We start from the raw sequence: 26162 nt of genomic DNA on the forward strand, positions 1-26162 counted from the left end.
GCTTTTGCCGTTACGCACCACCCCGTCAGTAGCTGAACAGGAGGGACAGCTGATAGAAACAGAAGCCACTGGAGCACCTCAAAAACACCATCATACACTAAATCAGTAAGTTGGCAGCATCACCCGACATGTCATCCAACTAACCGCATTGCCTTTATCCCTCCTTCAATCATACTACCGTGATCTGCAGCCATCACAAAATCAGCCCACCACTGCATCATAGGCCGTCGCTGCTCAAGATAATCACTACGGTTATACGCACGACGAACCTCATTCTTATCCACATGAGCAAGTGCAGCCTCAATAACATCAGGTGGAAATCCCTGCTCATTAAGGGCTGTACTGGCGATAGATCGCAGGCCGTGTGAAACGAGCACCCCACCAAAACCTGCGCGTTTTAGCGATGCGTTTACGGTCTGACTGTTCATCGGCTGGTTTGGCTTGATGCGGCTGGGAAAGATAAATTCTCGATTTCCACTTAACGGCTTCATCATCTCTAGTATCGCAATTGCTTCATCTGACAATGGAACAGTATGGTCGCGGTTCATTTTCATGCGTGCTGCAGGAATCTTCCACTCTCGCGCTTCTATGTCTACCTCTTCCCAGAGAGCTTCAGCCGCTTCGGCAGGGCGGGTAATAGTAAGAAGTTGCCACATGAACAGGCAGCGTGTGGAAAGGCTAATGCTGGCTGTTCGCATCGTCTGCATTAACTGAGGTAGCTGATCCGGTCGAATGCTGGGCATGTTCTTTTTCTGAGGCTTCTCGAAGGCTTTACCGATATTAACGCTGGGAACAGCATCAATCAGCCCTGTGTTCTGGGCATAGATCATGACCTCATTAATACGTTGGCACAGGCGACGAACAGTTTCCAGTGCTCCTCTGGCCTGAACCGGTTGTACGGCCTGAACCAGTGTATGAGCTTTAATATCTGTAACGCTAACGTCGCCAATCGCAGGAAAGACGTCTCTTTCAAGAGAGCGCCAGATATCTTCCGCATAGTCCTCTGTCACACTGGCTTTCTTCACATTCCACCAACGTTCAGCTACGAGTTGGAAAGTGTTGGTTTTGGCTTCCAGCGAACTGCGCAATTGTTCTTGCTGATGTTCCTGCGGATCGATCTGTTTAGCCAGTAGTGAGCGGGACTCTGCACGGTAGTTTCTGGCATCGGCAAGGGTAACTGACGGGTAGGAGCCTATGCTCTTCTTTGCTCGTTTCTTGGTGACAGGGCGAATGTAGCGAAACTGCCAGATTTTACTCCCGCTGGATTTAATGAGTAGCTCAAGGCCATCGCCATCATAGAGAACGTAGTCCGCCTCCTTGGGTTTGGCTGATTCTATTTCTTTAACGGATAGAGGTTTGGTTTGTCTTGCCATTGCCGGGTTTCCATAGTTTTAGGCACCTCAAAAAACAATAAAGCTTTATGAGGTGCCTAACAAGGTGCCTAAAAGGATCGGATTTAATTAGTTTTCTTCGGACTTCGCGGGACAAATTGAGGGCACAAAAAAGCCCGCAGGGCTTGCGCCGTGCGGGCTCTTAGGACTTCATCGGATGACTCTGGTAATCACCGATGGAGAATTTTGGTGGAGCTGGCGGGAGTTGAACCCGCGTCCGAAATTCCTACATCCTCGGTACTACATGCTTAGTCAGTCTTTACATTCGCTTGCCAGCTGCGGACGGACACGCCACTAACAAACTAGCCTGATTAAGTTTTAACGCTTCAACCCCAGGCAGGGCTTCCACGCGATCTCTTTTGGGTTTGACCTCTCTTGATCCCCGTCCTAAGAGCGGAGGCTAGGGAGAGAGGGCTCTAAGCAGGTTATTAAGCTGCTAAAGCGTAGTTTTCGTCGTTTGCGACTATTTTTTGCGGCTTTTTACGAGGCCAACCGCCCCTCGGCATGCACCTTGGGTTTCGCAAATCCCGTCGAATCCAGAATCAGCCCCAATGTGTAAAGGTAAGTATACCAGATTTATGAGCGCCATGACCAGCCTCAATGGCGTTATCGTTAAAGATTTAGCACCCATGTAGCCTGATTTTTATTCGATTAAGCAATGGGATGGCAACATTTGTGTCGGATGTGATAGCCAATAAGATGTTCATTCGCGCCGCCGGAGAGGGAGGCGCGGTGAGGAACTGGTCAATAATTGGAGTGCAGGTTTAACGGTGGGCGTTTTTCATGATACGTGCTTTATCCACCTGCCATTCGCGTTCTTTGATATCTGAACGTTTATCGTGCTGTTTTTTACCTTTGGCGACGCCGATTTTCACTTTGCACCAGGCATTTTTCCAGTACAGGGAGAGCGCCACTACGGTATAGCCTTCTCGATTGACGCGACCGTACAATGAGTCCAGTTCGCGTTGGTTGAGAAGTAACTTGCGGGTACGGGTAGGATCGCACACCACATGCGTGGAGGCCACGGCCATTGGCGTGATGTTAGCGCCAAACAGAAATGCCTCTCCGTCACGCAGAAGGACGTAGCTGTCGCTGATATTGGCTTTTCCTGCGCGCAGGGATTTAACCTCCCAGCCTTGCAGGGCAAGTCCCGCTTCGAACTCTTCTTCGATAAAGTATTCGTGACGGGCGCGCTTGTTAAGCGCGATGGTCGCTGAACCAGGTTTATGTGCTTTTTTCTTCGTCATAAGCGTCGTGAATCATCGGTAATCTGAAATCGAAAACACCCCATATCAATCCTGCGGGGGACAAGGCTCTATCTTAGCATGAACCCGATGTTACCCAGCGCCGGGATAGCGTTTTTTTTACAGCAGGATAAATGATATTATTTGTTGGATTTTTGTTGATGGAAATTGTTATGCCTCAGATTAGCCGGACCGCACTGGTACCCTACAGCGCGGAGCAAATGTATCAGTTAGTGAATGACGTTCAGTCTTATCCTCAGTTTTTGCCGGGTTGTACCGGAAGTCGGATTCTGGAGTCCACTCCTGGGCAGATGACTGCGGCGGTAGATGTCTCTAAGGCTGGGATCAGCAAAACGTTTACTACCCGCAACCAGTTGACCAGTAACCAAAGTATTCTTATGAATCTGGTGGATGGGCCGTTCAAGAAATTGATTGGTGGATGGAAGTTTACGCCGCTGAGCCAGGAGGCGTGTCGTATCGAGTTTCATCTCGACTTTGAGTTTACCAATAAGTTGATTGAACTCGCCTTTGGTCGCGTGTTTAAAGAGCTGGCGTCTAATATGGTCCAGGCTTTTACGGTTCGTGCGAAAGAGGTTTACAGTGCCAGGTAAAATTGCCGTTGAGGTGGCTTATGCGCTACCTGAGAAGCAGTACCTGCAGCGCGTGACGCTGCAGGAGGGCGCGACGGTTGAAGAAGCTATTCGCGCCAGTGGCTTGCTGGAATTGCGTACCGATATCGATTTAACTAAAAACAAAGTCGGCATTTACAGCCGTCCGGCAAAACTAAGCGATAGTGTGCATGATGGCGATCGGGTGGAGATTTATCGCCCTCTCATTGCCGATCCGAAAGAGCTTCGCAGGCAACGAGCAGAAAAATCAGCGAATAAATAACAGACAGAAAAAAGGTGCTCATTGAGCACCTTTTTTAACGTCTTTGAGAGCAACTTTATTATTAGTTACCACTCAGCGCAGGTTTGTTATCAATATTGGTCAACACACCGCTACTGTTAAAGGTCAGCGTCAGCGTTTGCTGCGTTACACCTTCATGACCTGGTTGCTGGCGGAAGACATAGAACCAGGTATTCGTACCAAATGGATCGGACATCAGCGGTGTACCCAATGCGTACGCAACTTGTTGTTGCGTCATGCCAACACGTATTTTGGATACGTCGTTAGCGGTCAGATAGTTCCCCTGGTTGATGTCAGGACGGTAAACCACTCGCTCCAGAGTGGAACAGCCTGCGGTCAACATCAATAGTACTGCTGCTGCAGCAGTCAGCGTTTTACAGCGCATAGTGATTTGATTCCTTTTCGGGCCCGAGCAGTACGTGGCTCATCTGTAATATGCCGATGATAATAGACCTTTCATCACTTTAAAACCTTTTGCTTTCCGGTCTTACGGCGTTTTGCTGTTTACTCTGACCGTGAAGCAGGAAAAAAGTTTACGCTGCAAGCAGTTCTTTCGCATTCGCCAGTGTATTACGTGTGACTTCACTGCCACCAAGCAGGCGCGCCAGCTCTTGTAACCGCGCTTTTTTATTCAGGGATTGCATATGCGTTTCTGTCATCGCACCATCGGTTTCTTTGCTGACAAAATAGTGTTGATGACCACATCCCGCGACTTGTGGCAGGTGGGTAACACACATCACCTGAGTTGATTCGCCGAGTTGACGCAGCAGTTTGCCGACAACTGCCGCTGTTGGACCGCTAATACCTACATCCACTTCATCAAAAATCAGTGCCGGGGTTTCCATTTTACGCGCCGTGATGACCTGGATTGCCAGTGCGATGCGGGACAATTCACCACCGGATGCGACTTTGGCAATAGGCTGCATTGGCTGACCTGGGTTGGTGGTTACCCGAAACTCAATACGATCGGCACCGTCAGCGCCCAGGTGATGCTCGTCAAATTTAACATCGATCGTAAACTGCCCATGCGGCATTGAGAGCGCATGCATACTGTCGGTGATCAGCTGTGCAAGTTCTTCTGCATATTGCTGGCGTTGTTGGTGTAATGCGCGCGCGATTTCCAGTGCCTGCTGATGATGTTTCGTTACCGCCAGCGCAAGCGTTTCTTGTGAGTCGGCCTGATCGTCCAGTTGCTGCTGTTCTTCCAGTAGCGACTGGTAATACTGTGGCAATGCCTCAGGGCTGACGTGATGTTTACGTGCCAGCGAAATCTGTTTTGAGATGCGCTGTTCAAGTTCAAATAGTCGGTTGGGATCGAGATCCAGACGATCGCAGTAGTGGCGCAGTTCATCGCTGGCTTCAGCAATCTGGATGGTAGCTTCTTCCAGCATATCAAGTACGCCGGACAGTTTGCTGTCCATGCCAATCAATTCGCTCACCAGTTGTTTAGCCGTGTAAAGCTGACTTTGCAGGTTTGCGTCTTCACCGTCGGCCATTAATGCCAATGCATTCTGGCTGGTGGTCAGCAATTGACCGCTGTTCGCCAGACGTTTGTACTCTTCGTCGATTTGTTCAAACTCTCCGGGCTGCGGATTAAATTCGTTAAGTTCTTTTAATTGGTATTGCAGCAGTTCCGCACGGGCGGCGCGTTCCTGACTTAACTGTTGATGATGCGCGAGGTCACGGCAGCTTTGATGCCACAACTGATAACGTGCGGTCATTTCCTGCAGTAGAGAGGTTTCATTGGCATAGCCATCAAGCAGGAATTTTTGGTGCTCAGGTTTGGTGAGTAATTGATGAGCGTGCTGACCATGGATCTGAATCAGCAACTGACCCAGTTCGCGCAGTTGTGACAGAGGAACAGCTGTACCGTTGATGAAACCACGGGAGCGACCATCGCTGCTGATCACTCGACGAAGCAAACATTCATGCCCGTCTTCAAGCTGATTTTCTTCCAGCCAGCGCAGAGCCGCTGGCGTATCTTTCAGAGAAAAACGGGCGCACAGGTCAGCGCGAGCAGCGCCGGTACGCACCATGTCGGCTTCAGCGCGACCACCGAGACAAAGACCGAGGGCATCTATTGCAATAGATTTACCCGCGCCGGTCTCGCCAGTTATTACGGTCATGCCGCTATGAAAATCAATCTCAAGCTCACGAACGATAGCAAAGTTGCTGATGGTCAGTTGTGCCAACATAGTCGTTTTCCTGTATGAAAAACCATTACTGTTATTGTGTACAGTATAAACTGGTTTTATATACAGTAAAGAGGCTGGCGTAAAATTAGAATAATTTTTTTGACCAGCCGAGCTTGGTGCTTAATGTGTTGAAATAACTGTAATCTTTCGGATGAATCAGATTCAGATGGTAATCACAGCGACGAATCAGGACATCTTCACCTTCCTGAATCGGCAGTGCTATCTGGCTGTCGCAACTGATTTCCAGGTCGTTACGGCGATGCGAAAAACGCAGACGGATCGTGCTGCTGCTGTTTATGACCAGTGGTCGTGCTGACAACGTATGCGGGAACATGGGCACCAGGGTAATCGCATCCAGAGAGGGGGTCAGAATAGGACCGCCTGCAGAGAGGGAATAGGCGGTGGAGCCTGTTGGCGTCGAAATAATTAGTCCATCAGATCGCTGAGAAAACGCAAAGATCTCGTCGATATACACTTCGAACTCTATCATATGCGCCACTTTGCCTGGATGAAGCACCACTTCATTTATCGCGGTGCTGATGCGCTTTTGGCAATCTTGCTGACAGACTTGCGCTTCCAGCAAAAAACGTTTCTCGCTGATGTAGTGGCCTTCCAGCACATCGGCTAACTGTTGCTGGGCGTTATCGGGGTCAAGGTCAGTCAGGAAACCCAGGTTGCCACGGTTGATTCCAATAACTTTAATATCGTAACGGGCGAGTGTGCGTGCCGCGCCCAGCATATTACCGTCGCCACCAACGACTACCGCGAGATCAGCTAGTTGCCCAATCTCCGCGAGCGTGCCAGTTTTCACATTCTTCAGTTGCAGTTCGTGAGCGATTTGTTGCTCAACGATGACCTCGTAACCTTTTGTGCACAGCCAGCGGTAGAGCATTTCATGTGTTGTCAGTGCAGTGGGGTGCCGTGGGTGTCCCACAATGCCAATACACTTGAAATGATTATTCATTTTTCCGAGGTCCTTGTTGCGAAGATTGATGACAATGTGAGTGCTTCCCTTGAAACCCTGAAACTGATCCCCATAATAAGCGAAGTTAGCGAGATGAATGCGAAAAAAACGCGGAGAAATTCATGAGTAGTAAAGAACAGAAAACGCCTGAGGGGCAAGCCCCGGAAGAAATTATCATGGATCAGCACGAAGAGATTGAGGCAGTTGAGCCAGAAGCTTCTGCTGAGCAGGTGGATCCGCGCGATGAAAAAATTGCGAATCTCGAAGCTCAGCTGGCTGAAGCCCAGACCCGTGAACGTGACGGCATTTTGCGTGTAAAAGCCGAAATGGAAAACCTGCGTCGACGTACTGAACTGGATATTGAAAAAGCCCACAAATTCGCGCTGGAGAAATTCATCAACGAATTGCTGCCGGTGATTGATAGCCTGGATCGTGCGCTGGAAGTGGCTGATAAAGCTAACCCGGATATGTCTGCGATGGTTGAAGGCATTGAGCTGACGCTGAAGTCGATGCTGGATGTTGTGCGTAAGTTTGGTGTTGAAGTGATCGCCGAAACTAACGTGCCGCTGGACCCGAATGTGCATCAGGCTATCGCAATGGTGGAATCTGATGACGTTGCGCCAGGTAACGTACTGGGCATTATGCAGAAGGGTTATACGCTGAATGGTCGTACGATTCGTGCGGCGATGGTAACTGTAGCGAAAGCAAAAGCGTAATTTCTGTTTTCGTAATAATTAACGGCCCTGCATGCGAATGCAGGGCCGTTTTCGTTACTCCGCCACACTCTCGCGCAGCGGTTTCACAGGAAAAACTTTTACCTGCTTAATCATATTGTCCTGTACGTCGAGAATATCTATATCGTACTCGCCAATACGCACGCGGGTGCCTGCGACAGGGATCTCTTCCAGTGCCTCAAGAATGACGCCATTAACCGTGCGGGCATCATCTTCCGGTAGATGCCAGTTAAAGGCTTTGTTGATTTCCCGCACGTTGGCGGTGCCATCGATAATCACCGAACCGTCGTTTTGCGGCGTGACCTCTTCGGCAAGTGTTGGCGACATCGACGTAGTGAAATCGCCGACAATCTCTTCCAGAATATCTTCAACCGTCACCAGCCCCTGAATGTCGCCATACTCGTTGACGACCAGGCCGACTTTCTTTTTGTTGCGCTGAAACTTTACCAACTGCGTGCTGAGCGGCGTACCTTCCGGCACAAAATAGATCTCGTCCGCGGCGCGCAGCATGGTTTCTTTGGTGAACTCTTTTTTCTCCGACATCAACCGCCAGGCTTCACGTACTCGCAGCATACTGATGGCGTCGTCCAGCGAATCACGGTAGAGCACGATGCGCCCGTGAGGTGAGTGGGAGAGTTGGCGCAGAATCGATTTCCAGTCATCGTTGATATCAATACCGATAATTTCACTGCGCGGCACCATGATGTCATCAACGGTCATCTTTTCCAGATCGAGCACAGACAGTAGCATATCCTGATTGCGACGGGAAATTTGTGAGCGTGATTCGTGCACGATAGTGCGCAACTCTTCTTTGCTCAAAGAGCCGCTAACCACGATATCGGTTTTGATACCCATCATGCGCATCAGCATACGGGTGATAGCATTCAGCAACCAGACCAGCGGCATCATCAAAATTTGCAGCGGAGCCAGCAGAAAACTACTCGGATAAGCGACTTTTTCCGGGTACAGCGCGGCAATGGTTTTCGGCAATACCTCAGCAAAAACCAGTACGACAAAAGTCAGCACACCAGTCGCAATTGCCACGCCCGCATCGCCGTACAAACGCATCCCAACAATAGTGCCGAGCGCGGAGGCAAGAATATTGACCAGGTTATTGCCGATTAACACCAGGCTTATCAGGCGGTCTGGCTTACGCAGCAATTTTTCGACGCGTTTGGCCGAGCGATTACCCTGTTTCGCCATATGTCGCAGACGATAGCGGTTGAGGGTCATCATTCCGGTTTCGGACCCGGAAAAATAGGCTGAAATGACCACCATGATGATCAGAATAATGATCAACGTAGTAGTAGAAATGTGTTCCAGGGGAAACTCCTTTTCTGGGTTTAGCTGATTAACTGCTGGACAATTCGGCTGCCGAAGTAGGCCAGTGTCAGGATGACTGCACCCGCAACGTTAAACCAGACGACGCGGCGTCCACGCCATCCTTCATGATAATGTCCCCACAGCAGCACAATATAGACAAACCACGCCACGATAGAGAGCACGGCCTTGTCGATATTTTCCATGCTAAATAAGTTGTGCATGTAGAACAGGCCAGTGCAAAGCGTGAGCGTTAGCAGCACCACGCCAATCTGCGTGATGTGGAACATTTTACGCTCGATACTCATCAATGGCGGCATTTCCTGGTTAAATGCCAGCGTCTTGTTCTTCAGTTGGTAATCAATCCACGCCAGTTGCAGCGCGTACAGGGCGGCGATAATTAGCGTGGCATAGGAAAAGAGCGATAAGCCAATGTGCACCAGCATCCCTGGCGTTGCTTCCAGATGGGTGATGTATTCATTGGGCATGAAGGTCGCCAGCGCCAGGTTGATAAGCGCAAAGGCATAGACAATGGGTAGCAGCAACCAGCCACGATTGCGAGAAGCCACAATGGTCATTACCGTACAGATCATCAAACTGACCAATGAACCAACGTTCAGCAGGCTGAGGTTTTGTCCGCTATCACCGTCGGGCAGGATGCGGGCTTCCAGAGCGATTGCGTGGCAGACCAGCGCAATGACCGCAGAAATAATAGCCATGCGCCGCCAGCCGCCGTTTTTTTGCAGCAGACCGGGAACAATCAGCGCAAGACTGACGGAGTAGGCGACAAGCGCGAGCAGAGCAAAAACGGGCATAGTGATGTCGACAGTTTGAGCAATAAGAAAGAGAAGCAGTATAGCGTCAGGTGAACGCTGCTCCAACCGTTGCATAACAACAAAGACGCCTTCATGTTATACTGCGGCAAAATACTGATGATGTGTCGCGATTGCGGCCAACCGTTTCCACCCCAGGCGAGAGACAATGTTTGATAATTTAACCGATCGTTTGTCGCGCACGCTGCGCAATATCAGTGGCCGTGGACGCCTCACTGAAGACAACGTAAAAGATACGCTGCGCGAAGTGCGCATGGCGCTGCTGGAGGCGGATGTCGCTCTGCCGGTAGTGCGTGAGTTTATCAATCGCGTAAAAGAGAAAGCGGTTGGTCATGAAGTTAATAAGAGCCTGACGCCGGGGCAGGAGTTCGTCAAAATCGTCCGTAACGAACTGGTTGCGGCGATGGGCGAAGAGAACCAGACCCTGAACCTGGCGGCGCAACCGCCTGCGGTCGTGCTGATGGCGGGCCTGCAAGGTGCCGGTAAAACAACCAGCGTTGGTAAACTCGGTAAGTTCCTGCGCGAGAAGCACAAGAAGAAAGTGCTGGTGGTTTCTGCCGACGTTTATCGCCCGGCGGCAATCAAACAGCTTGAGACGCTGGCAGAGCAGGTGGGCGTTGATTTCTTCCCTTCTGATGTTGGTCAGAAGCCGGTAGATATCGTTAACGCGGCGCTGAAAGAAGCCAAACTGAAATTCTACGACGTGCTGCTGGTGGATACCGCTGGTCGTCTGCACGTTGACGAAGCGATGATGGACGAGATCAAACAAGTCCATGCGTCGATTAACCCGGTTGAAACCCTGTTTGTGGTTGACGCCATGACCGGTCAGGATGCGGCCAATACGGCAAAAGCATTCAATGAAGCGTTACCGCTTACCGGCGTAGTGTTGACCAAAGTGGACGGCGATGCCCGCGGCGGTGCGGCGCTCTCTATTCGTCACATCACTGGCAAACCGATCAAGTTTCTCGGTGTTGGCGAGAAAACTGAGGCGCTGGAGCCGTTCCATCCGGACCGCATCGCGTCGCGTATTCTCGGCATGGGCGACGTACTGTCGCTGATCGAAGATATCGAAAGCAAAGTTGACCGCGCGCAGGCAGAGAAATTAGCCAGCAAGCTGAAAAAAGGCGACGGCTTCGATCTCAACGATTTTCTTGAGCAACTGCGCCAGATGAAAAATATGGGCGGCATGGCTAGCCTGATGGGCAAGCTGCCGGGCATGGGGCAGATCCCGGATAATGTTAAGTCGCAGATGGACGATAAAGTGCTGGTGCGTATGGAAGCCATCATCAACTCGATGACGATGAAAGAGCGCGCTAAGCCAGAAATCATCAAAGGTTCGCGTAAGCGTCGTATCGCTGCCGGTTGCGGTATGCAGGTGCAGGACGTGAACCGCCTTCTGAAGCAGTTCGACGACATGCAGCGCATGATGAAGAAAATGAAGAAAGGCGGAATGGCGAAGATGATGAGAAGCATGAAGGGGATGATGCCGCCGGGATTTCCTGGTCGCTAAATGACCTTATGCGACAGAGTTATTAACTGCTGATTGCATTTTCTCCAGAAATCAGTAAAATTTTCGGGCTTTTAATATGACACCGGACTCCGTTCCTCGATGGGGTCCGGTTGTTTTATTCACACAAGAGGATGTTATGGTAACTATTCGTTTAGCACGTCACGGCGCTAAAAAGCGTCCGTTCTACCAGGTTGTTGTCGCTGACAGCCGTAATGCACGCAACGGTCGCTTCATCGAGCGCGTTGGTTTCTTCAACCCAATCGCTAGCGAAAAAGAAGAAGGCACTCGCCTGGATCTGGATCGCATCGCTCACTGGGTTGGCCAGGGCGCAACTATTTCTGATCGCGTTGCTGCGCTGATCAAAGAAGTAAACAAAGCAGCTTAATCTGTCACGGTGGTCATGATGAGCAAACAACTCACCGCGCAAGCACCTGTTGATCCCATCGTTTTGGGGAAAATGGGTTCGTCTTACGGTATTCGTGGGTGGCTCAGAGTGTTTTCTTCCACCGAAGACGCCGAAAGCATTTTTGACTATCAGCCCTGGTTTATCCAGAAGGCGGGTCAGTGGCAGCAAGTCCAGCTGGAAAGCTGGAAGCACCACAATCAGGACATGATCATCAAGCTGAAAGGCGTTGACGATCGTGATGCGGCGAACCTGCTGACGAATTGTGAAATTGTCGTGGATTCATCGCAGCTGCCTCAGCTTGAAGAGGGTGACTACTACTGGAAAGACCTGATGGGCTGCCAGGTAGTAACCACTGAAGGCTACGATCTCGGTAAAGTCGTCGATATGATGGAAACCGGATCTAATGACGTTCTCGTCATTAAGGCAAACCTGAAAGATGCGTTTGGTATCAAGGAACGTCTCGTACCGTTCCTCGATGGGCAGGTTATCAAGAAAGTCGATCTCACTACTCGTTCAATCGAAGTAGATTGGGATCCTGGTTTTTAAACCACCGGATAAACGGTAAAAGACGGCGCTATGTGGATTGGCATAATTAGCCTGTTTCCTGAAATGTTCCGCGCAATTACCGATTACGGGGTAACTGGCCGGGCAGTTAAAAATGGCCTGCTGAGCATCCAGAGTTGGAGTCCTCGCGACTTCACGCATGACCGGCACCGTACCGTGGACGATCGTCCTTACGGCGGCGGACCGGGGATGTTAATGATGGTGCAACCCTTGCGGGACGCCATTCATGCAGCAAAAGCCGCGGCGGGTGAAGGCGCAAAGGTGATTTATCTGTCACCACAGGGACGCAAGCTTGATCAAGCGGGCGTCAGCGAACTGGCAACGAATCAAAAATTGATTCTGGTGTGCGGTCGCTACGAAGGTATAGATGAGCGCGTGATCCAAACCGAAATTGACGAAGAATGGTCAATCGGCGATTACGTTCTCAGTGGTGGTGAGTTACCAGCAATGACGCTGATTGACTCCGTTTCCCGGTTTATTCCGGGAGTACTGGGACATGAAGCCTCGGCAACGGAAGATTCCTTTGCTGAAGGATTGCTGGATTGCCCGCACTATACGCGGCCTGAGGTGTTAGAAGGGATGGAAGTTCCGCCAGTGTTACTGTCGGGCAACCATGCCGAGATACGTCGCTGGCGTTTGAAACAGTCGCTGGGCCGTACCTGGCTTAGAAGACCTGAACTTCTGGAAAACCTGGCTCTGACTGAAGAGCAAGCAAGGTTGCTGGCGGAGTTCAAAACGGAACACGCACAACAGCAACATAAACATGATGGGATGGCGTAAGCCCCCGAGATATCAGTTTACCCAGGATAAGAGATTAAATTATGAGCAACATTATTAAGCAACTTGAACAAGAGCAGATGAAGCAGGACGTACCTTCCTTCCGTCCGGGTGATACCGTGGAAGTGAAAGTATGGGTTGTTGAAGGTTCCAAAAAACGTCTGCAGGCATTCGAGGGCGTGGTTATCGCTATTCGTAACCGCGGTCTGCACTCTGCATTCACTGTTCGTAAAATTTCCAACGGCGAAGGCGTTGAGCGTGTCTTCCAGACTCACTCTCCGGTAGTTGACAGCATTTCTGTCAAACGTCGTGGTGCTGTTCGTAAAGCTAAACTGTACTACCTGCGTGAGCGTACTGGTAAGGCTGCTCGTATCAAAGAGCGTCTTAACTAAGATTTCGCTTAAGCGACATCCTGTTAAGAAGGGCTGGCCAATTGGCTGGCCCTTTTTTTGTCTGTTTGCTCGTGTTTTAAGGGGTTGTAATCACCACTGCGACGCGGCGGTTCTCGGCGCGGCCCTGGGCGGTCTTGTTACTGGCTATGGGATATTTTTTTCCTAAACCCTGTGTGGTGAGATTGCTGCGTGGAATTTGTCCACCCATAGCCCATGCATCGGCCACGACATTCGCCCGTTTCAATGATAAGCCTTCGTTGTAACTGTCTTCACCATAGTTATCGGTGTGTCCATCCATACGGGCATGTGTTAGCCCTGTCGAGGCCAATTTGGCTGCCATGGTTTGGATCTGTTGCTGGCTTTCCGGGAGCAATTTGTAGTCATTTTTTGCGAACAGAATGGCATCTGATAAGCCCAGCGACCAGTCGCCGGCGGATTCAGTAAATCCATAAGATTGCATAGCGGCGACTTGCTCAGGAGTAAACTTTCCCTGAGGGGACTGGCAGCCAGTCAGTATTAGTGAGGTGAAAATCAGGGGTGCTACCAGGTGCTTTATCATATCGATATATCCTTGTTATCTCACCAGCTTTTCGGCACGCTGGTGTTTGGCCTGATACATATTGTGATCGGCAAGCTCTTGTAATTTTTCCGCAGAGGCGTGCTCAATGGTCATCGCGTAACCAATGCTTAATGTCATGGTGGTCTGATGGCCATTATGAAGATCAAACGGGAGATTAAAGATTTGTGTCAGTGCTGAGCATATCTGCTGCACTTCAGATTCCGACTGTACATCATAGAGCACCATAGCGAATTCATCGCCGCCCAGGCGGTATGCTTTATGTCGCAGCCCGCCAAATTCAGCTAACCGTTTTGCGATTTCAATCAAGACTCTATCGCCCGTCGCATGACCCCAGGTATCATTGATATATTTGAAATTATCGCCATCAAGAAATAGTAACGCCGACGTTTTTCGGGCATCGGAATTGTTCATCAACGTATTGATGCCGCTACGAAACGCTGCGCGGTTAGCCAGCCCGGTTAATGGGTCATGTAGTGCGGTACGCAGAAGCTGCGCATTTTTGGCCTGTAAACGAAGCTGCCACTCTTCCATTTCATCCAGCAGACTGTTGAAGTCGAGAGCGAAGCGGTGAAACTCAGCAATACGTTCTTCCGAAACTCGTCGGGAAAAATTGCGGTTGGAACGCACATCATGTACGACATCGGTGATATTTTTCAGTGCTTCCACCAGGCCATTGTGCAAATGGCGGGTGAGGGTAATTGCGATGCCTGATGCCAGCAGAATACAACCGGTCAGTACGGCGAGCGAAAACCAGATAAAATGGCTGATTGAACTGTCGCGAGCGGTTAAGCGTACTTCGCCAATGGTTTCACCATTGTGACGAATCGGCTGAATGATGGGGGCAGGGAAGAGCCAGTGGCTTATGAAATTGCTGAAAGTATCGCCTGGATCCTTACGGGTGTAATGCCAGGATGCCAGAATATTTTGCTGCTTATCACGTACTTCTGCAGTTGAAAATTGCCCTTGTTGGCCCAGCGCTGCCAGTGTTTCAGTTGCTGCAGGGCCATCGGCAAAAACGACAGCTGCTTCCAGACTGTAAGTCATTGTTGCTGCTGTCAGTGCCAGGTTTTTTTGCGCGTACTGTTTCAGGGTCAGCACCGAGGTCACGGAAAGCAGCAACCAGATCAGCATCATAGTGATAAATATGCTGGTCATACTGATGTTGCGTAATGCTCTTTTAAACGTGGGGCGCTTATTAAGAGAATTATCGTTATCCATCATTTTTCTTCCGTGCGAGCATTAAGACATCCGGGTTGACCTTTACACCGCTACGCGATAAGGCATCCAGGTTTACGGCAAATCTGACGTCATTATTGTGGATGATCAGACAAAAGGCGCTACCAATAATGCACTCGGTATTTTGTTCGGCAATTAATAATAACGCCTTTGACGGATATTGTTCGGTTAATTCCATCTGGAATGTCGGTGACTCGTTGCCAAAATAAAAACCATTGCAGCCTGAAATCATCGCCTCTTGTTGAGTGTGAATGATGACAGGCAGATAAGGCAAAGATGTCGCGGCATTCTCTTGTAGGGCGGTACTAAAACGTGAAGATGAAAAGATACATAACTTTGGTGGCCCTGATAGCGCAGGCCAGCGGGTGTAACTGACAATACCGGAAACCATCATACGCACGTTTTTCGCAACGTCAGAAGGCTCCTGAGCGAGTATTGGTGCTCCCGTCAGCAGGAGAATCAGAAGTAAGAACAGTCGGTGAGAAAAACGCATTCAGGGATCCCCACCATCTTCGCTCGAAATGCATCGATATTTTTTCAGAATGCTCATTAAAATATCATTTTTTCATGCGACCGTCATCAATGTGAGAAATAAAACACAATGAGTAAAATCTTATGTTTAATTTATTTGTGGGGTTTTAATTAATTTAATCGTATTGTGCTGGCATTTTCATCAGCCCCTTTTTGCCATACTTCATGCAGTTGGCTGGCATTTTCAACATTGTTGCAGCTGGCAGGAAAGCTTTTACCGGAAAGTCCTCGGGCATAAGTAAAATCGGTCTGGCAAGTTTTCTTTTGTCCTTCGGCATATCCTTTAAGGTATAGACCGCGATCCGCCTGTGAATCGCTAAATGCATCGTCATCTTTTATGGCGCTGCCCGATATCGCATCTTCCATACCAACATCATACCAGTCGGTGCTGGTCAAGGTTGGCGCGTGAGTATAAGGATCAATCTGACATCCGCTAACCAGTAAAGCCAACAAGGGGGCGATAAACTTTTTCATCATTTCTTTCTCCTTTTTCAAAGCATAGCGGATTGTTTTCAAAGGGAGTGTAAATTTATCTATACAGAAGTAAGGGGTGAAATCGCGACTAAATTGCCTGTGTAAATAAAAATGTACGAAATATGGATTGAAAACTTTACTTTATGTGTTATCGTTACGTCATCCTCGCTGAGGATCAACTATCGCAAACGAGCATAAACAGGATCGCCATCATGCAAAAAGACGCGCTGAATAACGTACATATTACCGACGAACAGGTTTTAATGACTCCGGAACAACTGAAGGCCGCTTTTCCATTGAGCCTGCAACAAGAAGCCCAGATTGCTGACTCGCGTAAAACCATTTCAGATATTATCGCCGGGCGCGATCCTCGTCTGCTGGTAGTATGTGGTCCTTGTTCCATTCATGATCCGGAAACTGCTCTGGAATATGCTCGTCGATTTAAAGCCCTTGCCGCAGAGGTCAGCGATAGCCTCTATCTGGTAATGCGCGTCTATTTTGAAAAACCCCGTACCACTGTCGGCTGGAAAGGGTTAATTAACGATCCCCATATGGATGGCTCTTTTGATGTAGAAGCCGGGCTGCAGATCGCGCGTAAATTGCTGCTTGAGCTGGTGAATATGGGACTGCCACTGGCGACGGAAGCGTTAGATCCGAATAGCCCGCAATACCTGGGCGATCTGTTTAGCTGGTCAGCAATTGGTGCTCGTACAACGGAATCGCAAACTCACCGTGAAATGGCCTCCGGGCTTTCCATGCCGGTTGGTTTTAAAAACGGCACCGACGGCAGTCTGGCAACAGCAATTAACGCTATGCGCGCCGCCGCCCAGCCGCACCGTTTTGTTGGCATTAACCAGGCAGGGCAGGTTGCGTTGCTACAAACTCAGGGGAATCCGGACGGGCATGTCATCCTGCGCGGTGGTAAAGCGCCGAACTATAGCCCTGCGGATGTTGCGCAATGTGAAAAAGAGATGGAACAGGCGGGACTGCGCCCGTCTCTGATGGTAGATTGCAGCCACGGTAATTCCAATAAAGATTATCGCCGTCAGCCTGCGGTGGCAGAATCCGTGGTTGCTCAAATCAAAGATGGCAATCGCTCAATTATTGGTCTGATGATCGAAAGTAATATCCACGAGGGCAATCAGTCTTCCGAGCAACCGCGCAGTGAAATGAAATACGGTGTATCCGTAACCGATGCCTGCATTAGCTGGGAAATGACCGATGCCTTGCTGCGTGAAATTCATCAGGATCTGAACGGGCTGCTGACGGCTCGCGTGGCTTAAGAGGTTTATTATGGTTGCTGAATTGACCGCATTACGCGATCAAATTGATGAAGTCGATAAAGCGCTGCTGAATTTATTAGCTAAGCGTCTGGAACTGGTTGCTGAAGTGGGCGAGGTGAAAAGCCGCTTTGGACTGCCTATTTATGTTCCGGAGCGCGAGGCATCTATGTTGGCCTCGCGTCGTGCAGAGGCGGAAGCTCTGGGTGTACCGCCAGATCTGATTGAGGATGTTTTGCGTCGGGTGATGCGTGAATCTTACTCCAGTGAAAACGACAAAGGATTTAAAACACTTTGTCCGTCACTGCGTCCGGTGGTTATCGTCGGCGGTGGCGGTCAGATGGGACGCCTGTTCGAGAAGATGCTGACCCTCTCGGGTTATCAGGTGCGGATTCTGGAGCAACATGACTGGGATCGAGCGGCTGATATTGTTGCCGATGCCGGAATGGTGATTGTTAGTGTGCCAATCCACGTTACTGAGCAAGTTATCGGCAAATTACCGCCTTTACCGAAAGATTGTATTCTGGTTGATCTGGCATCAGTGAAAAATGGACCATTACAGGCCATGCTGGCGGCGCACGATGGCCCGGTACTGGGGTTACACCCGATGTTCGGCCCGGACAGCGGTAGCCTGGCAAAGCAAGTTGTGGTCTGGTGTGATGGACGTAAGCCGGAAGCATACCAATGGTTTCTGGAGCAAATTCAGGTCTGGGGCGCTCGGCTGCATCGTATTAGCGCTGTCGAGCACGATCAGAATATGGCGTTTATTCAGGCTCTGCGCCACTTTGCTACTTTTGCTTATGGGCTGCATCTGGCAGAAGAAAATGTTCAGCTTGAGCAACTTCTGGCGCTCTCTTCGCCGATTTACCGCCTTGAGCTGGCGATGGTCGGGCGACTGTTTGCTCAGGATCCGCAGCTTTATGCCGACATTATTATGTCGTCAGAGCGTAATCTGGCGTTAATCAAACGTTACTATAAGCGTTTCGGCGAGGCGATTGAGTTGCTGGAGCAGGGCGATAAGCAGGCGTTTATTGACAGTTTCCGCAAGGTGGAGCACTGGTTCGGCGATTACGCACAGCGTTTTCAGAGTGAAAGCCGCGTGTTATTGCGTCAGGCGAATGACAACCGCCAGTAATAATCCAGTGCCGGATGATTCACATCATCCGGCACCTTTTCATCAGGTTGGATCAACAGGCACTACGTTCTCACTTGGGTAACAGCCCAATACCTTCATTGAACGGGTAATTTCCCCTAACTCTTTCAATGCTTTTTGCATTTCCGCTGATTCAAGATTGGCCTGAATATCCAGATAAAACATCTCTTCCCATGGATTACCGTGAATCGGGCGTGATTCCAGACGGGTCATAATCAGATTGTGGTTGCGCAGCACCAGCAACGCTTCAACCAGCGCACCGGCTTGTTGCCCGGTCGCCATTAACAACGTCGTTTTCGCCGGAACCTGGTCAGACACGTTAATGGCTTTACGTGCCAACACCACAAATCGGGTGAAGTTTTGTTGCTGATTCGCTTCAATACGCTCCAGTACCTGCAAACCGTACAAAGTGCCGCCAGCTTCGCTTCCCAATGCAGCAACATGCGGTGATTTTGCCTGTGCAACCTTTTCCATTGCCGCAGACGTACTTTCGGTATATTCAATCTTCCAGTGAGGATAACGATTAAGGAATTTGCTGCATTGCTGGAATGGCTGCGGATGGCTGTAGACCGTATTAATGGTGGATAAATCAGTCGTGCCGGAGACCAACAAACAATGGTCGATAGTTAACGTCATCTCGCCAACAATCGACAAGCTGGTATGTTGCAGCAGATCGTAAACGTCGTTTATGGCACCGGAGCTGGTATTTTCAATCGGTACGACGGCATAGTCGGCCTGGCCGGTTTCCACCTGATTAAAAATATCGGCAAATTTGGCGCAGCCACTTTCAATGAATTGCTCAAAGTGACGGGCAGCATACTGGCGCGCCGCAAGATGGGAATAAGAACCTTTGGGGCCGAGAAAAGCGATGCGTGCTGAGTGCGGATTAATTTTATTGAGATGTTGCTGGAGCAAAGCCTGCTGAGTTAATACGGAATCTTCAATGATGAGCTGGAACAGGCGAGTAATGTAATGGGCGTCCAGATGGTGCGCTTTACCGAGCGTAATTAATCTTTCCAGTAAATCGCGTTCACGATCAATATCTCGTACCGGGCGATGCGAGAGCAGTTTGGCTTTTCCTACCTCGACGGCCAATTCGCGCCGCTCTGCCAGTAATGCTAATAATTTTTCATCCAGCGCGCTGATTTTCTCTCGCAGCGCCAGTAACGGGTTTTCCGATGTCATAGTGTTGCCTTTTTGTTATCAATAAAAAAGGCCCCCCGATTTGGGAGGCCTTATTGTTCGTCTTCGCATTCTGTTTCACACGACGAAACGCCTCCCATTCAGGGGAAGGTAAAAAAGAATGCGAAGAAAAACGGTGTGTGTTTCATGTTTGTTTCCTTAAGTGACTTTAGTACAGTACCCGTACTGTTTTCACGCTGTCAACAAAAAACGCGCCCGAAGGCGCGTTGGCGATACACTCAATATAAAGGACTACTCTTCTTCAACTTCTTCGACGAAGTTGGCGTCTTTCACCGATGTTGCGGCACGACGTGCTTCGCCTTTGTGCTGCAGTTTATTGAGCTGCCGTTCCAGCTTGTTGATCAATTCGTTAATTGCAGTGTACATATCTTCATGTTTACCACTGGCAACCAGAACGCCGTTAGGTGTATTGATTGTGGCGTCAGCAACAAACCCTTGTGGCTCTTTGGACAGAATGATATGTGGATTAATCAGATGTGTTTGCCATTTTTCCAGTTTGGCGAGACGGTCTGCGACATGTTGGCGGATGGCCGGAGTAATTTCCATTTGTTTGCTGGTAATGTTCATTGTCATAAATTTTACCTCTTGTCTTCCCGTCTTGGTGAATTCAGCATACCGCTCCTGATGTCAAAATGTGTGATGGGAATCTCATAATTTTGTCACTTTTTGTCAACGAATCTTTTTTGTGAGAAATCGCAGGAAGAGGTGTTTTTTTACTTGAGGAATATCTCAAAGCGAGCCATATTTGATGAGATCGATAGTGACTAAATCGCTTCAGTTTCACAACTAACAGAATAAAAAAACGGCAGCTCAAGGGCTGCCGTTTTGTATTTCAGGTTTCTGTTATGTATTGCTGCTGTTTGCGGCGATGATTTTCGCTACTTTTTCAGCTTGCGCATTCATCTGCATCTGACGGTATGCATTTTCCATCAGCGGCAGCGCATCACGCGTAGCCTGGGTATCCGGGTAGTCGCGCAACATTCCTTCTACGCGGTTAACGACGGCAACCCATGCGCCACGTTCTGTATAGTACTCGGCCACGGAGTATTCATATTTCGCCAGACGATCTTTCAGGAATACCAGACGTTTGGTGGCATCGGTGGTGTACTGACTGTTTGGATAGCCGCGCACCAGTTTGGAAAAGTCACTAAACGCAGCTCGTGCATGTTGAGGATCGCGATCGCTACGGTCAACGCCAAAGAACCCTTGCAGCGCACTGTCATCCAGCGCCATATTGGTCAGGCCACGCATGTACATGACATAATCGATATTCGGATGGGTCGGGTTAAGGCGAATAAAACGATCGATGGCAGCCTGCGCTAACGGCAAATCGGCGTTTTTATAGTAGGCGTAGATGAGATCCAGCTGCACCTGCTGCGAATACGGACCAAACGGATAGCGATTATCTAACGCTTCCAGTTGCGTTATTGCCTGTCTCCAGTTACCGTCCTGCAGCTTTTGTTGTGCAGTCGCGTAAATTTCATTTGGCGGATTATCAGGTACTTCTTCCTTTGACCCCGAGCAACCCGCCAAAAACAGGCTTAGTGTGGCGGCTGCCACCAGATATTTCATGCGCGTCATGACGTTTTGACTTTCCTCAAAATGTAATACGGGAGATTCTCTGTTCCTGCTCCCGGTTAAGACCAGCTACAATAGCACACTATATTAAACGGCAAAGCCGTAAAACCCCAACGATAAACGAAGAAGCAGTATATATGGCACAACGAGTACAGCTCACTGCAACGGTGTCCGAAAACCAACTCGGTCAACGCTTAGATCAGGCTTTGGCCGAAATGTTCCCGGATTATTCACGTTCGCGAATAAAAGAATGGATCCTCGACCAGCGCGTGCTGGTAAACGGCAAAGTTTGTGATAAGCCGAAAGAAAAAGTATTGGGTGGCGAGCAGGTTGCCATCAATGCTGAGATTGAAGAAGAAGCGCGTTTTGAACCGCAGGATATCCCGCTGGATATCGTCTATGAAGATGAAGATATCATCGTCATTAATAAACCGCGCGACCTGGTGGTACATCCTGGCGCGGGTAACCCGGATGGCACGGTACTGAATGCGTTGCTTCATTACTATCCGCCCATTGCCGATGTACCACGTGCGGGCATCGTCCATCGTCTGGATAAAGACACCACTGGCCTGATGGTTGTGGCAAAAACCGTTCCGGCTCAGACGCGTTTAGTCGAATCTTTGCAACGGCGTGAAATTACTCGTGAGTATGAAGCGGTGGCGATTGGTCATATGACCGCTGGCGGTACAGTAGATGAACCCATCAGCCGCCACCCGACCAAACGTACTCACATGGCGGTGCATCCGATGGGCAAACCGGCGGTGACTCACTATCGCATCATGGAACACTTCCGTGTGCACACGCGTCTGCGGTTGCGTCTGGAAACTGGACGTACGCACCAGATCCGCGTGCATATGGCCCATATCACTCATCCGCTGGTGGGCGATCCGGTTTATGGTGGCCGTCCGCGTCCGCCAAAAGGTGCTTCGGAAGCATTTATCTCCATGCTGCGTAAGTTTGACCGCCAGGCGCTTCATGCAACCATGCTGCGTCTTTATCACCCGATCTCCGGCATCGAAATGGAATGGCATGCGCCTATTCCACAAGATATGGTGGAGCTGATTGAGGTGATGCGCGCCGATTTCGAAGAGCATAAGGATGAAGTGGACTGGTTATGAGTAAGCTGATTGTCCCGCAGTGGCCGCTGCCAAAAGGTGTTGCGGCCTGTAGCTCTACTCGTATCGGCGGCGTGAGCTTGCCCCCGTATGACTCACTCAACCTCGGTGCCCATTGTGGCGATAACCCGGATCACGTTGAGGAGAATCGCAAGCGACTTTTTGCTGCGGGCAATTTGCCTTCTAAACCGGTCTGGCTTGAGCAGGTACACGGCAAAGATGTGCTTAAGCTTACTGGCGAACCTTATGCCTCAAAACGAGCTGATGCCTCTTATAGCAATACGCCTGGCACGGTTTGCGCAGTGATGACTGCCGACTGCCTCCCTGTGCTGTTTTGCAATCGAGTGGGAACGGAAGTCGCCGCCGCTCATGCTGGCTGGCGTGGACTGTGCGCAGGCGTGCTGGAAGAGACGGTTTCCTGTTTTGCTGATAATCCGGAAAATATTCTCGCCTGGTTAGGGCCGGCAATTGGTCCACGCGCGTTCGAAGTGGGGGTGGAGGTTCGCGAGGCGTTTATGGCAGTAGACGCTAAAGCAAGTGCAGCTTTCATTCAGCATGGTGATAAGTATCTGGCGGATATTTATCAGCTTGCCCGGCAGCGTCTGGCGAACGTGGGTGTTGAGCAAATTTTCGGCGGCGACCGTTGTACATATACGGAAAATGAGACTTTCTTCTCTTATCGTCGCGACAAGACCACCGGTCGTATGGCAAGTTTCATTTGGCTGATATAACCTAAAGAATCAAGACGATCCGGTACGCGTGATTTTCTTTTCACATTAATCTGGTCAATAACCTTGAATAATTGAGGGATGACCTCATTTAATCTCCAGTAGCAACTTTGATCCGTTATGGGAGGAGTTATGCGTCTGGATCGTCTTACTAATAAATTCCAGCTTGCTCTTGCCGATGCCCAATCACTTGCACTCGGGCACGACAACCAATTTATCGAACCACTTCATTTAATGAGCGCCCTGCTGAATCAGGAAGGGGGTTCGGTTAGTCCTTTATTAACATCCGCTGGCATCAATGCTGGCCAGTTGCGCACAGATATCAATCAGGCATTAAATCGTTTACCGCAGGTTGAAGGTACTGGTGGTGATGTCCAGCCATCACAGGATCTGGTGCGCGTTCTTAATCTTTGCGACAAGCTGGCGCAAAAACGTGGTGATAACTTTATCTCGTCAGAACTGTTCGTTCTGGCGGCACTTGAGTCTCGCGGCACGCTGGCCGACATCCTGAAAGCAGCAGGGGCGACCACCGCCAACATTACTCAAGCGATTGAACAAATGCGTGGAGGTGAAAGCGTGAACGATCAAGGTGCTGAAGACCAACGTCAGGCTTTGAAAAAATATACCATCGACCTTACCGAACGAGCCGAACAGGGCAAACTCGATCCGGTGATTGGTCGTGATGAAGAAATTCGCCGTACCATTCAGGTGCTGCAACGTCGTACTAAAAATAACCCGGTACTGATTGGTGAACCCGGCGTCGGTAAAACTGCCATCGTTGAAGGTCTGGCGCAGCGTATTATCAACGGCGAAGTGCCGGAAGGATTGAAAGGCCGCCGCGTACTGGCGCTGGATATGGGCGCGCTGGTGGCTGGGGCGAAATATCGCGGTGAGTTTGAAGAACGTTTAAAAGGCGTGCTTAACGATCTTGCCAAACAGGAAGGCAACGTCATCCTGTTTATCGACGAATTACATACCATGGTCGGCGCGGGTAAAGCCGATGGCGCAATGGACGCCGGAAACATGCTGAAACCGGCGCTGGCGCGTGGTGAATTGCACTGCGTAGGTGCCACGACGCTTGACGAATATCGCCAGTACATTGAAAAAGATGCTGCGCTGGAACGTCGTTTCCAGAAAGTGTTTGTTGCCGAGCCTTCCGTTGAAGATACCATTGCGATTCTGCGTGGCCTGAAAGAACGTTACGAATTGCACCACCATGTGCAAATTACTGACCCGGCAATTGTTGCAGCGGCGACGTTGTCTCATCGCTACATTGCTGACCGTCAGCTGCCGGATAAAGCCATCGACCTGATCGATGAAGCAGCATCCAGCATTCGTATGCAGATTGACTCAAAACCAGAAGAACTCGACCGACTCGATCGTCGTATCATCCAGCTCAAACTGGAACAACAGGCGTTAATGAAAGAGTCTGATGAAGCCAGTAAAAAACGCCTGGATATGCTCAACGAAGAACTGAGCGACAAAGAACGTCAGTACTCCGAGTTAGAAGAAGAGTGGAAAGCAGAGAAGGCATCGCTTTCTGGTACGCAGACCATTAAAGCGGAACTGGAACAGGCGAAAATCGCTATTGAACAGGCTCGCCGTGTGGGGGACCTGGCGCGGATGTCTGAACTGCAATACGGCAAAATCCCGGAACTGGAAAAGCAACTGGAAGCCGCAACGCAGCTCGAAGGCAAAACTATGCGTCTGTTGCGTAATAAAGTGACCGATGCCGAAATTGCTGAAGTGCTGGCGCGTTGGACGGGGATTCCGGTTTCTCGCATGATGGAAAGCGAGCGCGAAAAACTGCTGCGTATGGAACAAGAACTGCACCATCGCGTCATTGGTCAGAACGAAGCGGTTGATGCGGTATCTAACGCTATTCGCCGTAGCCGTGCGGGGTTGGCGGATCCAAATCGCCCGATTGGTTCATTCCTGTTCCTCGGCCCAACGGGTGTGGGGAAAACTGAGCTTTGTAAGGCGCTGGCGAACTTTATGTTTGATAGCGACGAGGCGATGGTCCGTATCGATATGTCCGAGTTTATGGAGAAACACTCGGTGTCTCGTCTGGTTGGTGCGCCTCCGGGATATGTCGGTTATGAAGAAGGTGGCTACCTGACCGAAGCTGTGCGTCGTCGTCCGTATTCCGTCATCCTGCTGGATGAAGTGGAAAAAGCGCATCCGGATGTCTTCAACATTCTGTTGCAGGTACTGGATGATGGTCGTCTGACTGACGGGCAGGGGAGAACGGTCGACTTCCGTAATACGGTTGTCATTATGACCTCTAACCTCGGTTCCGATTTGATTCAGGAACGCTTCGGTGAACTGGATTATGCGCACATGAAAGAGCTGGTGCTCGGTGTGGTAAGCCATAACTTCCGTCCGGAATTCATTAACCGTATTGATGAAGTGGTGGTCTTCCATCCGCTGGGTGAACAGCACATTGCCTCGATTGCGCAGATTCAGTTGAAACGTCTGTACAAACGTCTGGAAGAACGTGGTTATGAAATCCACATTTCTGACGAGGCGCTGAAACTGCTGAGCGAGAACGGTTACGATCCAGTCTATGGTGCACGTCCTTTGAAACGTGCTATCCAGCAGCAGATCGAAAACCCGCTGGCACAGCAAATACTGTCTGGTGAATTGGTTCCGGGTAAAGTGATTCGCCTGGAAGTTAATGAAGACCGGATTGTCGCCGTCCAGTAAATGATAAAACGAGCCCTTCGGGGCTCGTTTTTGTCTATAAGTTAGACGGAAAAGACTATATTTAAGATGTTTTGCCTGAAAAATGAGCGAACGATAAAGTTTTTATATTTTTCGCTTGTCAGGCCGGAATAACTCCCTATAATGCGCCACCACTGACACGGAACAACGGCAAACACGCCGCCGGGTCAGCGGGGTTCTCCTGAGAATTCCGGCAGAGAAAGCAAAAATAAATGCTTGACTCTGTAGCGGGAAAGCGTATTATGCACACCCCGCGCCGCTGAGAAAAAGCGAAGCGGCACTGCTCTTTAACAATTTATCAGACAATCTGTGTGGGCACTC

29 protein-coding genes, 1 other RNA gene and 1 other annotated feature are annotated in these 26162 nt (G+C 49.9%); of the genes, 13 read left to right on the plus strand and 17 right to left on the minus strand.

Annotation, left to right across the window (positions count from 1 at the left end):
• From ACJHXA_RS21690 to smpB, 4 genes are all read right to left on the minus strand, one after another.
• On the minus strand, positions 1–69 hold a 69-nt coding region (locus ACJHXA_RS21690), incomplete at its 3' end, for an IS1 family transposase (RefSeq protein WP_001680836.1).
• Positions 70–131: 62 nt separating this feature from the next.
• A complete protein-coding gene (locus tag ACJHXA_RS21695) occupies positions 132–1373 on the minus strand; it encodes an integrase (RefSeq protein WP_000113815.1) in 1242 nt (413 codons plus the stop codon).
• A 205-nt stretch (positions 1374–1578) separates the two neighbouring features.
• Positions 1579–1941: a transfer-messenger RNA gene (gene ssrA / locus ACJHXA_RS21700) on the minus strand.
• Positions 1942–2155: 214 nt separating this feature from the next.
• Positions 2156–2638: an SsrA-binding protein SmpB gene (gene smpB / locus ACJHXA_RS21705; protein WP_000162574.1), complete on the minus strand. Its 483-nt coding sequence runs from the start codon at positions 2636–2638 to the stop codon at positions 2156–2158.
• Positions 2639–2808: 170 nt separating this feature from the next.
• Here smpB and ratA point away from each other — a divergent pair, with 170 nt between their 5' ends.
• Together ratA and ACJHXA_RS21715 are read left to right on the plus strand one after the other, a co-directional pair.
• Complete coding sequence (gene ratA / locus ACJHXA_RS21710; RefSeq protein ID WP_001341638.1) at positions 2809–3246, plus strand: type II toxin-antitoxin system toxin RatA; 438 nt, start codon at positions 2809–2811, stop codon at positions 3244–3246.
• Complete coding sequence (locus ACJHXA_RS21715) at positions 3236–3526, plus strand: RnfH family protein (protein WP_001117838.1); 291 nt, start codon at positions 3236–3238, stop codon at positions 3524–3526. Before ratA ends, ACJHXA_RS21715 begins: the two co-directional genes overlap by 11 nt.
• Positions 3527–3587: 61 nt before the next feature.
• Here ACJHXA_RS21715 and bamE read toward each other — a convergent pair whose 3' ends face one another.
• From bamE to nadK, 3 genes are all read right to left on the minus strand, one after another.
• Positions 3588–3929: an outer membrane protein assembly factor BamE gene (gene bamE, locus ACJHXA_RS21720; protein WP_001203437.1), complete on the minus strand. Its 342-nt coding sequence runs from the start codon at positions 3927–3929 to the stop codon at positions 3588–3590.
• Between the two features lie 148 nt (positions 3930–4077).
• On the minus strand, positions 4078–5739 hold the full coding sequence (recN, locus tag ACJHXA_RS21725) for a DNA repair protein RecN (protein ID WP_000880910.1): 1662 nt from the start codon (positions 5737–5739) through the stop codon (positions 4078–4080).
• A gap of 85 nt (positions 5740–5824) precedes the next feature.
• Entirely contained in the window at positions 5825–6703 is an 879-nt protein-coding gene (nadK, locus tag ACJHXA_RS21730) for an NAD(+) kinase (protein WP_001059169.1), read from the minus strand.
• A gap of 122 nt (positions 6704–6825) precedes the next feature.
• Here nadK and grpE point away from each other — a divergent pair, with 122 nt between their 5' ends.
• Positions 6826–7419, plus strand: a complete 594-nt coding sequence (gene grpE, locus ACJHXA_RS21735) for a nucleotide exchange factor GrpE (protein WP_001296310.1) — start codon at positions 6826–6828, stop codon at positions 7417–7419.
• Positions 7420–7473: 54 nt separating this feature from the next.
• Here the strand turns inward: grpE and ACJHXA_RS21740 are convergent, their stop codons facing one another.
• Together ACJHXA_RS21740 and ACJHXA_RS21745 are read right to left on the minus strand one after the other, a co-directional pair.
• Positions 7474–8760: an HlyC/CorC family transporter gene (locus tag ACJHXA_RS21740; RefSeq protein WP_010723175.1), complete on the minus strand. Its 1287-nt coding sequence runs from the start codon at positions 8758–8760 to the stop codon at positions 7474–7476.
• Between the two features lie 20 nt (positions 8761–8780).
• Positions 8781–9572 carry an inner membrane protein YpjD gene (locus tag ACJHXA_RS21745; RefSeq protein ID WP_001407013.1) on the minus strand — a complete coding sequence of 264 codons (792 nt, stop codon included), beginning with the start codon at positions 9570–9572 and terminating at the stop codon, positions 8781–8783.
• A 166-nt stretch (positions 9573–9738) separates the two neighbouring features.
• On the opposite strand from ACJHXA_RS21745, the gene ffh reads away from it, so the two are divergent.
• From ffh to rplS, 5 genes are all read left to right on the plus strand, one after another.
• Positions 9739–11100, plus strand: a complete 1362-nt coding sequence (gene ffh / locus ACJHXA_RS21750) for a signal recognition particle protein (RefSeq protein WP_000460035.1) — start codon at positions 9739–9741, stop codon at positions 11098–11100.
• A 136-nt stretch (positions 11101–11236) separates the two neighbouring features.
• Entirely contained in the window at positions 11237–11485 is a 249-nt protein-coding gene (rpsP, locus tag ACJHXA_RS21755; RefSeq protein ID WP_000256450.1) for a 30S ribosomal protein S16, read from the plus strand.
• A gap of 18 nt (positions 11486–11503) precedes the next feature.
• Entirely contained in the window at positions 11504–12052 is a 549-nt protein-coding gene (gene rimM, locus ACJHXA_RS21760; protein WP_000043335.1) for a ribosome maturation factor RimM, read from the plus strand.
• A gap of 30 nt (positions 12053–12082) precedes the next feature.
• Positions 12083–12850 carry a tRNA (guanosine(37)-N1)-methyltransferase TrmD gene (gene trmD, locus ACJHXA_RS21765; protein ID WP_000264777.1) on the plus strand — a complete coding sequence of 256 codons (768 nt, stop codon included), beginning with the start codon at positions 12083–12085 and terminating at the stop codon, positions 12848–12850.
• 41 nt (positions 12851–12891) lie between these two features.
• Positions 12892–13239 (plus strand): 50S ribosomal protein L19, encoded by a 348-nt coding sequence (rplS, locus tag ACJHXA_RS21770; RefSeq protein ID WP_000065253.1) that lies wholly within the window; start codon positions 12892–12894, stop codon positions 13237–13239.
• Positions 13240–13315: 76 nt separating this feature from the next.
• Here rplS and ACJHXA_RS21775 read toward each other — a convergent pair whose 3' ends face one another.
• The 4 genes from ACJHXA_RS21775 to ACJHXA_RS21790 form a co-directional block, all read right to left on the minus strand.
• Positions 13316–13798, minus strand: coding sequence for an OmpA family protein (locus tag ACJHXA_RS21775; protein WP_000589828.1), 483 nt, complete (start codon positions 13796–13798; stop codon positions 13316–13318).
• A 15-nt stretch (positions 13799–13813) separates the two neighbouring features.
• The gene (gene dgcN, locus ACJHXA_RS21780; RefSeq protein ID WP_000969032.1) at positions 13814–15040 is read right to left on the minus strand and encodes a diguanylate cyclase DgcN; all 1227 of its coding nucleotides are present in this window, start codon (positions 15038–15040) and stop codon (positions 13814–13816) included.
• Positions 15030–15548: a YfiR family protein gene (locus ACJHXA_RS21785; RefSeq protein ID WP_001212391.1), complete on the minus strand. Its 519-nt coding sequence runs from the start codon at positions 15546–15548 to the stop codon at positions 15030–15032. The genes dgcN and ACJHXA_RS21785 overlap by 11 nt, the downstream gene beginning before the upstream one ends.
• Before the next feature lie 149 nt (positions 15549–15697).
• Positions 15698–16063, minus strand: a complete 366-nt coding sequence (locus ACJHXA_RS21790; RefSeq protein ID WP_000976004.1) for a DUF2799 domain-containing protein — start codon at positions 16061–16063, stop codon at positions 15698–15700.
• Positions 16064–16272: 209 nt separating this feature from the next.
• On the opposite strand from ACJHXA_RS21790, the gene aroF reads away from it, so the two are divergent.
• Both aroF and tyrA read left to right on the plus strand, forming a co-directional pair.
• Complete coding sequence (gene aroF, locus ACJHXA_RS21795; protein WP_001168044.1) at positions 16273–17343, plus strand: 3-deoxy-7-phosphoheptulonate synthase AroF; 1071 nt, start codon at positions 16273–16275, stop codon at positions 17341–17343.
• A gap of 10 nt (positions 17344–17353) precedes the next feature.
• Entirely contained in the window at positions 17354–18475 is a 1122-nt protein-coding gene (gene tyrA / locus ACJHXA_RS21800) for a bifunctional chorismate mutase/prephenate dehydrogenase (protein ID WP_000225221.1), read from the plus strand.
• A 42-nt stretch (positions 18476–18517) separates the two neighbouring features.
• Here the strand turns inward: tyrA and pheA are convergent, their stop codons facing one another.
• The 4 genes from pheA to bamD all read right to left on the minus strand — a co-directional run bounded on the left by pheA (position 18518) and on the right by bamD (position 21277).
• Positions 18518–19678 carry a bifunctional chorismate mutase/prephenate dehydratase gene (gene pheA / locus ACJHXA_RS21805; RefSeq protein ID WP_000200116.1) on the minus strand — a complete coding sequence of 387 codons (1161 nt, stop codon included), beginning with the start codon at positions 19676–19678 and terminating at the stop codon, positions 18518–18520.
• A gap of 21 nt (positions 19679–19699) precedes the next feature.
• Positions 19700–19825, minus strand: a sequence feature (Phe leader region).
• Positions 19777–19824 carry a pheA operon leader peptide PheL gene (gene pheL / locus ACJHXA_RS21810; RefSeq protein WP_001386991.1) on the minus strand — a complete coding sequence of 16 codons (48 nt, stop codon included), beginning with the start codon at positions 19822–19824 and terminating at the stop codon, positions 19777–19779. Its footprint overlaps the feature before it by 48 nt.
• A 102-nt stretch (positions 19826–19927) precedes the next feature.
• Positions 19928–20269 (minus strand): ribosome-associated translation inhibitor RaiA, encoded by a 342-nt coding sequence (raiA, locus tag ACJHXA_RS21815; protein ID WP_000178456.1) that lies wholly within the window; start codon positions 20267–20269, stop codon positions 19928–19930.
• Between the two features lie 270 nt (positions 20270–20539).
• Entirely contained in the window at positions 20540–21277 is a 738-nt protein-coding gene (gene bamD / locus ACJHXA_RS21820; protein WP_000197686.1) for an outer membrane protein assembly factor BamD, read from the minus strand.
• Between the two features lie 134 nt (positions 21278–21411).
• Between bamD and rluD the strand changes: the two genes are divergently transcribed.
• The 3 genes from rluD (at position 21412) to clpB (ending at position 25823) form a co-directional block, all read left to right on the plus strand.
• Positions 21412–22392, plus strand: coding sequence for a 23S rRNA pseudouridine(1911/1915/1917) synthase RluD (gene rluD, locus ACJHXA_RS21825; RefSeq protein ID WP_000079107.1), 981 nt, complete (start codon positions 21412–21414; stop codon positions 22390–22392).
• Complete coding sequence (yfiH, locus tag ACJHXA_RS21830) at positions 22389–23120, plus strand: purine nucleoside phosphorylase YfiH (protein ID WP_000040149.1); 732 nt, start codon at positions 22389–22391, stop codon at positions 23118–23120. Before rluD ends, yfiH begins: the two co-directional genes overlap by 4 nt.
• A gap of 129 nt (positions 23121–23249) precedes the next feature.
• Positions 23250–25823, plus strand: coding sequence for an ATP-dependent chaperone ClpB (clpB, locus tag ACJHXA_RS21835; protein WP_001235102.1), 2574 nt, complete (start codon positions 23250–23252; stop codon positions 25821–25823).
• Positions 25824–26162 lie beyond the last annotated feature (339 nt).

This window comes from Escherichia sp. WS33 (assembly GCF_046486385.1).
Taxonomy (GTDB): domain Bacteria; phylum Pseudomonadota; class Gammaproteobacteria; order Enterobacterales; family Enterobacteriaceae; genus ECMA0423.